Here is a 7,856-nt window from a genome sequence, read left to right as displayed (position 1 = left end):
CGGCGGCCGTGCCCGCATTGACGGTGAGCGCTTCGGCGCCGTCGAGGGTGCCGTTGAAGTCGATGGCGGCGTTGTGCGTGGTGACGCCGATGGGGCCGGTGGCGAGGATCACGGGGCCGTTGAAATCGATCTGGCCGGTGGCGGGCGCTGCGCTGTTGCCGACGGCGCCGTTGACGGTGATGCCGCCGGCGGCGGTGAAGCTCATGGGTCCGGCCACGGCCAGGCCGCCGCTCGGCAGACTCAGGGTTTGCGCCGTCAGCGTCAACGAGGTCAGGTTGGAGGCGAAGCCGATCTGGGCGAGGCCGGTGATGGTGCCGGCGCCGGCGGCGAGCGCGTTCAGCGTCAGGGCTTGCGCGCCCGTGACCGGGCCGCCGAAGGCGAGGGTGCTGCCATTGGAGGCGATGCTCACCGGTCCGCCGACGACATTGAGTCCGCCATTGAAGGCCAGGCCGTCGTAGCCGGTGATGATGTTGCCGGTGGTGCCGCCCGTGGTGACCAGGCCGCTGAACACCGAGCCGGTGTCGCCGTTACCCAATGTGTCATTGCCGGTGAAGGTGACCGGGCCCGCGGCGGTGATGCCTGAGCGCGTTTGCACCGTGCTCGCGAAGGTGGTGGCGCCCGTGCTTTGCAGATTGATGGCGGCGCCCGTGCCGTTGCCGAGCGGTGCGACCGCGCCGACCGCGCCGGTGAATGTGGTGATGCCGCTGCCCGCGTTCACGGTCAAATTGTTGTTGCCGTCCACGGTCGCGGCGAACAGCACGGGCGAGTTGCTGCTGGTGACGGTGGCGGCCGCGGCCAGCGACACCGGACTGTTGAATGTGATATTGCCGGAGGCGGTGCTGGTGACCGCGCCGTTCACGTGGATGCTGCTGCCGCTGGTGGCGGTGTAGGCCTGCGGACCGGCAATGCTGATGCCGCCCGTGGGAATGGTGGGATTCAGCGCCGTGACGGTGAGGCTGGTGAGATTCGTGCCCATGAAATTGAGGCCGTTCAAGGCGGCGGTGCCCGAGTCCAAGGCCAACGCGTACGGTCCCGTGACCGCGGCATTCTGGAAGGTCAGCGGAGAATTGTTCGAGTTGATGGTGGTGGCGCCGTTCTGCAGCAGCACGCCGCCGTTGAAGCTCATGCCGTTGTAGCCCGACAGGTTCATGCCGCCGGCCTTGCCGAGCGTGACCAGGCCGGTGAATACCGAGGCCGCATTGCCGTTCGCCAAGGTCACGGTGTCGTTGAACACCACCGGCCCCGTGATCGCGAGGCCGTTGTTGGCGCCCAAGGTGCTGGTAAAGGTGGCGCCGCTCGAGGTCAGAGACAGCGCCGCGCCGGCATCGCCGGTGCTGCCGAGCGCCGTGACCGCGCCGCCGAAGGTCGCGAGACCGGTGCCGGCATTCACGGTGAGTTGATTGGTGCCGCCGGCCAGGGTGCCGGCGAAGTTGATGGCGGAATTGGTGGACTGTACGGTCAAGTCGGCGGCCAACGCGACCGGGCTCAAGAAACGGATGGCGCCCGCAGCGGTGCTGGTGAGACCGGCATTCAAGGTGATGCCGGTGCCGCTCACGGTGCTCGCGGTGTAGGTTTGCGCCCCGGCGACGGTCATCTGCGGCAGCGACAGCGCGGTGCCGGTGGTGAGGGTGAGCGATGCGCTGCTGGCATTGACGTTCGTCAAGCCGGTGATGGTGCCGGTGGCGGAGGTGAGCGAAACATTGTGCGCGCCGATGGTCACGCCGGAGGTGCCGCCCACCACGGCCACGGCGAAATTGCCGCCGTTGGTGAAACTCAAGTCGCCGCCCGAAAAGCCGGCGGCGAGGTTATCCACGGCGTTCGCGGCGTTGGTGAGCGTGGCGTTGCCGGTGCCGATCAGGCGCAGCGACGTCGCCGTGATGGCGCCCGACTGCGTGATGGCGCCGCCGGCCGTGACCGTGAGCGTGCCGCCCGCGGCGACGGTGGAAGCACCGAAGATGATGCCGTTCACATCATTGATGTCCGCGTTCGATGCGGAGACGATGCTGACGGTACCCAAATCGCTGGCCGGATTGGCATTCAAGACGATGGGATTGGCGCTGCCGGCGGTGAGCGTAGTCGTGCCGGGAATGGTCCAGGCGCCGCCGTCGGTGATGCCGCCGGCGCCGTTCTCGGTGACCGTGGCGTTCTGCGCCGTCAGCGTGAGGTCGCCCAGCTGGTTGCCGGCTTGCGACAGCACGATGTTGTGCGAGCCGGCGTTCAACGTGAATGGAGTCGACGCCTGCACCCATGCCGAGGCCTGCGTGATGTCGTCGTTCTCGGTGATGCTCACCGTATTCGGCGTGCCGACGATGGCGAGGGGCCCGAGCACGTTGCCGGCGTTCGTCAGCGCGATGCCCGAACCGCTCGCGGCCGCGATATTGAGCGTCGTGGTGCCGGTGGTGGTCCAGGCTCCGCCCTGGGTGATGGCGCCGTTCTCCGTGATGCTCACTGCACCGCCGGTGATGGTCAGCGGGCCCATGACGTTGGCGGCGTTGGTGAGCGTGATCGCATTGTTGTTCTGCGCCACCAAGGTGACCGGGACGCCCGTCAGCGGCCACACGCTGCCCTGGGTGATGGGATCGTTTTCCGTAATGGCCACCGAGGTCGGCGAGCCGTTCGCGGTGTTGATGGTGATCGGCCCCAGCACGTTCGCATAGCCCGACAAGTCGATCTGGTGCGTGCGCGCATCGAGGGTGACGGGCGCGCTGCCCACGTTCCACACCGCGAGCTGCGTCAAATTGCTGTTGTCCGTGACCAGCACCGAGGTCAGCGTGCCGGCCGTGCCGGTGGTGTTGATGCCCACGGGACCCAAGTTATTGGTGAGATTGTCCAGCGTGATCGATTTGCCGGTGGGATTCGCGACGACGAGGTTGGTCGCGCCGGTGGTGACCCAGCCGGTGTCGCCCGCGGTGTCCCAGCTGGTGCTGGGGCCGTCGGTGATGCTGGCGTTTTCGGTAATGGTGACGGCGGCGCCTTTGATATACAGGTCGCCCAGGACGTTCGCTGGATTGGTGAGCGTGATGTTGCCGGCGCCGGCGGTGGCGCCGGTGGAGTCGTAGGCGACGAGCTTGACGACGCCGGTGCCTGTGTTCCAGAAGCCGGTGGCGCCGACATCGCTGATAGCGTCGGTCGCGGCGTTCTTGGCGTACAGAGTAACGGTCGAGGGCACGGGCGTCGTGCCCGTGGAGCCGGTCGCGCCGAGCACCTGGAGCGGGCCGAAGACATTGTTGGCATTGTTGAGCGTGATGGAATAGCTGCCCGAATCGAGCGTGGTCGTGCCGTGCACGGTCCATGCGCTGCCTTGGGTCATGCCGTAGACGCTGTCCGAATTCTCTCTGACCAGGACGGCGCCGGCGCCGGTCGCGCCGGTGTTGATCTGCGTGATGGTCAGGTCGCCGAAGTAATTGTTCTGGTCGAGGGTGATGGCCTGGTCATTGGACGTCGTGAGCGTCACCGGGTAGCGGGTGGTGTTGCCGCCGTTGCTGCTCCAGGTGGTCCACGCGTTCGCCTGGGTAATGGGGTCGTTCTCGCGGATATTGATGGCGCCCGCATTGGAAATCGACAGTTTGCCGAACACGTTGCCGGCCTGGTTCAGCGTGATGCCGCTGTTGTAGGTGTTGAACGTGGTGGTGTTGGTGGACGGTGAGCCGGTGACCACGGAAGTGGAGGCGAGCTGGGTGAGCGTGCCGCCGCCGCGCGAGGCGAGATTCAACGAACCGGTGATGGCGATGTTGTCCAGCACCACACTGTTCTGGGAGTAGATGGTGACGTTGTTGGCCGCCGGTATGGCGAGATCGTTCACAGAGAAATTGGTGCCGGTGAGCGTGATGTTGTGCGTGCCGGCGTTGAACGTGGCCTCGCCCGGTACCCCGAGATTATATTGCACGTCGCTTATGTCGCCGCCGGCGGTGACGCTGTAGTTGTTGGTCACGTACTGGTGGTAGCCGGGCGCATAGAGCACGATGGCGCCCGAATTGACCAACGTGAAATTGCGGGCGCCGGTGTTGGCGATGCCGAACTGAGCGAAGTTGTTCGATGCATTGGCCAGCGTGATGTCGCCGGTGGAGCCTGCCGCCATGATGGTGGCGCCGCTCACCACGATGGGGCCGGTCTGCGAAATGATGTTGGCCGGCGTGGTGCCGGTGTTCAATACACTGGGTGCGTATACTTTCAAGGTGCCGGTGACGGTCATGCCGGGCAGTGCGACCGCCGGCGCGCTGTCATAGCGCAGCGAGACATTGCTCAGTGTGCCCACGGACGTGAGACCGGCCAAGACCACGGCCGAGGGGTTGGTGTCGCGCAAGTCGACATTGCTGAAGCCCGTATTGGCGTTGTTGCGGGCCAGCGTGACGCCGCCGCTGAACAGGTTGGATTCACCGGCATTGCCGCTGAAGGGATCAGTGGAACCCAAGTACAGGTTGATCTGCGCCGAGCTGTTGTTGGCGGTAAACGTGGTGGTACCACCGACAGTGATGGCGGAATAGCCGTCGCCCCCGGATTGGCCGGTCTGGGTGATGTCGCCGCCGGCGGTGAGAGTCAGGCTGCCGTAGACATGGCTGTTGTAGCCGCCGCAGCCGCAGTAGGCGCCGAAGTTGATTCCGTTCTTGTCGACGAGAGTCGCGTTGTTCGCCGAGACGATGTACATGGAGGAGAAGTCGTCGTTGGCATTCGTCAGCGTGATGTTATTCGCGGAACCGGCCGTGAGCGTGGTCTGACGCCCCACCGTGATGGGTCCGGTGTCGCTGATCGCGCCGCTGGTGGAAACGCTCAAGTCCACGCCCACGGCGCTGGCGCCCAAGCTCACGGCACCGGTGGCGCCGACGGTGAAGTAGTTCGCGGTGGTCGAGCCGGTGGTCACGGCACCGCTGCTGGTGGAGAGGGACACCGAGGTGCCGGCCGTGTCGGCGCCGGTGGTGGTGATGGCGCCGCCGGCCTGGACGGTGAGACTGGTGGCGGTGTTCGAGGAATTGATGGTGATGGCGCCCGAATCGCGGATCGTGGCGTAGCCGCCGGTGCCGGTGGCACCGGTGGTGGCCACGCTCAATACCATGCCACCGCCGAAATGATTGCCGGTGTTGGTCAGGCTGATGTACGGATCGCCGATGCCGAAGCCGCCGTTGTTGGCGGTGAGTGTGGTAAGCCCCGCCACTTGGACGGCGCCGGTGGAGGCGATGGGTCCCAAAGTGGTTTCGGTCAACGTGCCGGACAGGTTGGTGGCGCCGAACTGCACCGCGTTGGTGTCGTTCAAGGCGACGTTGCCGGCGGTGAGGCCGATGATGTTGAAATCAGTGTGCGGGCCGGCGATGGACACGTTGCCCGCGCCCACGCTGATGCTGGCCGTGCCGCGCACCACCACGTTGCCGGCGGTGCCGGTGTCGCCCAAGGTGTTGGTGACGTTGCGCGCGGAATTGGCGCTGATGGTCAAGTTGCCGGTGATGTCGCTTTGGCCCAAGTCGATGGCGCCGGACGCGGCTCCCGCCGTGGGTCCATTCTGGGTGACCACGAGATTGGCGCCGGCGATGTGGCCGGTGCCGATAGTGCCGGTGGCGCCGGCAAAGGTGTCCATGAGAATGGTGACGGTGCCGCTGCCCGCATCGATCACGCTGTTGTTGATGAAGGCGGCGGGAGTGGCCGTGGAGCGGTACGTGGCGTTGGCGCCGGAATCGTTGGTGGTGAAATTGATGTTGCCGTTGTCGGAGACGACGCTGGCGTTCACGGTGATGCTGTGGCCGGCGCGGAAGGTCAGGTCTCCGCCGGCGCCGGCGTGCGAGGTTTGGATGGCGCTGTTGATGGTCAGATCGTTGCTCGCCTGCAGCGACACGGCGGTGCCGGTGTTGGTCACGTTGGTGATGGCGGTCGGATCGAGGGTGCTGTCGGTGCCGACAGCCGTGGCGAAGGTCAGCGGGTTCGCAGCCAGCGAAGTGCTGCCGCCCGTGGCGATGATGATGTTCGTGGGGTCGAGCAGCAGCGTGCCGGCGGCGCCGTGCGCCGCATGCGCGTCGACCTGTCCTGAGAAGTCGAGCGTGCCCTTGCCGGACACTTCCACGAATCCGCCGTCGCCGACGAGGCTGCCGCCGTGCGCGGCAATGCTGCCTGCGAAATCAGTATGGCCGTCGGACCAGACGGCGACCGTGCCGCCCGCACCGGCTTCGGTGGCACTGGCATCGATGCTGGCGGCGCTGCCGATCGAGACCTGCCGCGCGTTGGCCAGGGACGAATCCTGGCCGTGAAAGCCGCCGCCCACGCGCACGGAGCCGCCGCCGCCGGCGCCCGAGGCGTTGATGGCGGTGGTGCCCGACAGGGCGACCGCGTCGGCCGTGACCGATACGGCGCCGCCCGTTCCCCGCACGCTCGCGGCGTCAAGCGCGGCATTCTGCAGCGTGGCGCTGTGTGCGGCGGCGACCGTGATATCGCCGCCCGCGCCTGTGGCGCTTGCGTCGATGCTGCCGGCGAGCGCGACGTCTCGCGCGCCATTGATGGCCACGTGGCCGCCGCTCGATCCCGACACATCGATGCTGCCGGTGGCGGTCTGCTGCACCGTGCCGGTCTCGAGGACGATGCGGCCGTTGTTGTTGGCGAGGTGCGTGGCTTCGGCGGCGGCGGGCGCCTTGACGACGCTGCCTTGCAGGCGGTCGAGTGCGGGCGCGGATAGAATCACGATGCCGCCGGGCGCGAGCACGGCCGACTTGTCGGCGAGCAGCGCGGCAACGGTCGCGGGGTGGGTGGTGATGCCGGCCAGATGGCCGCCGTCGAAGTTCAAGGTCACCGAATCGCCGGCGGATATGGCGACGGTGCCCATGTGGGCGATGATCACGCCGCTGTTGCGCACGCTGGGCGCGAGCAATGCGATGTAGCCGCCAAGCGCCGCGTGCAGGGCGCCGTCGTTGACGATGCTGCCGGTGGCGCCGTCGCGCGCGAAGGTCATCTGGCCGGCCATGAAGGCCGCGTTATCGATGCTGCCGGTGGTGGCCGTGAGGCTGCCGACGTCCACCGAGGCGCTCTTGCCGAAGTACACCCCGTTGGGGTTGCTGAGAAAGACCTGGCCGATCGCGGTGATCTTGCCGAAGATCTGGCTGGCGTTGCTGTCGAGCACGCGATTGAGCGTGGCGCTGCTGCTGTTCGGCTGATTGAAGTTGACCTGAGCGGCGCTGCCGACGTTGAAGGTGTTCCAGTCGATGACGGCGCGCTGGCTGGTCTGGCCGATGTCGAGCACGGCCTGGCCGGGCGTCGTGATGGTCGCCGCGCCTGCGGCCACGGTGCCGCCGGTGGGCAGCGCGTTGGGGGCCGGCGCGGCGACGGCGACCGTATGTGCGGGCGGCGCGGCATGCAGCGCTGGACTCCAGCCGGCAGCGGCGAGTACGGCCAGTGCCGCGGCACGGCGGCCGCTGCCTTTGCCGCGTCCGCGCGCGATCTCGGCCACCGGGATCCAGGCGCTGAGCGCGTCGCTCCAGATGAGGCGAAAGGCGCGGTTGATGCTGGCGTGCTTGTTCATGGAATGCTCGTTGCGAAAGTGGGTAGTGAGAAGATGCGAAGTGAGAGGATGCGGATGCCCTGCGTGTTCAAGATGGCACGTGTGCTCAAAACGGCATGCTGAGCTGCAGCCAAATGCGGTTCTTTATGAGCGAGCCGTCCTGGTCGTTCCCGGTGCTGGTGGGACCGGGGTTGCTGCCGATGCGATGCGCGTACGTGGCTTTGGCGCTGAGGCCGAAATCCGCGAACCAGCCGAGCGAGACGCCGGCGCCCTTGAGCGACTCGTCGTTCGGCCTTTGCGCGCCGGCAAAGGCGCTGCGCTTGTTGATCCGCACGCTGCCGTAGTCGACGAAGCCGGTGAGGCTGAAGTTGCGCGGCAGCCGCTC

Annotated in this window: 2 protein-coding genes; both read right to left on the bottom strand. The window is 66.9% G+C overall.

Features of this window, described 5'->3' with window-relative positions; genetic code table 11:
* The coding region (locus tag VGH54_RS04935; RefSeq protein ID WP_331510827.1) for a filamentous hemagglutinin N-terminal domain-containing protein at window positions 1-7,492 on the bottom strand (7,492 nt) is incomplete at its 3' end.
* A gap of 85 nt (window positions 7,493-7,577) precedes the next feature.
* Window positions 7,578-7,856 (bottom strand): hypothetical protein (locus VGH54_RS04930; protein ID WP_331510826.1); only part of this gene is annotated, 279 nt, incomplete at its 5' end.

Origin of the sequence: Mycobacterium sp. (genome assembly GCF_036488105.1) — a bacterium.
Classification (GTDB): domain Bacteria; phylum Actinomycetota; class Actinomycetes; order Mycobacteriales; family Mycobacteriaceae; genus Mycobacterium.
Note: the sequence above shows the minus strand (reverse complement) of the source record. Positions and strands in the feature narration are given on the sequence as shown.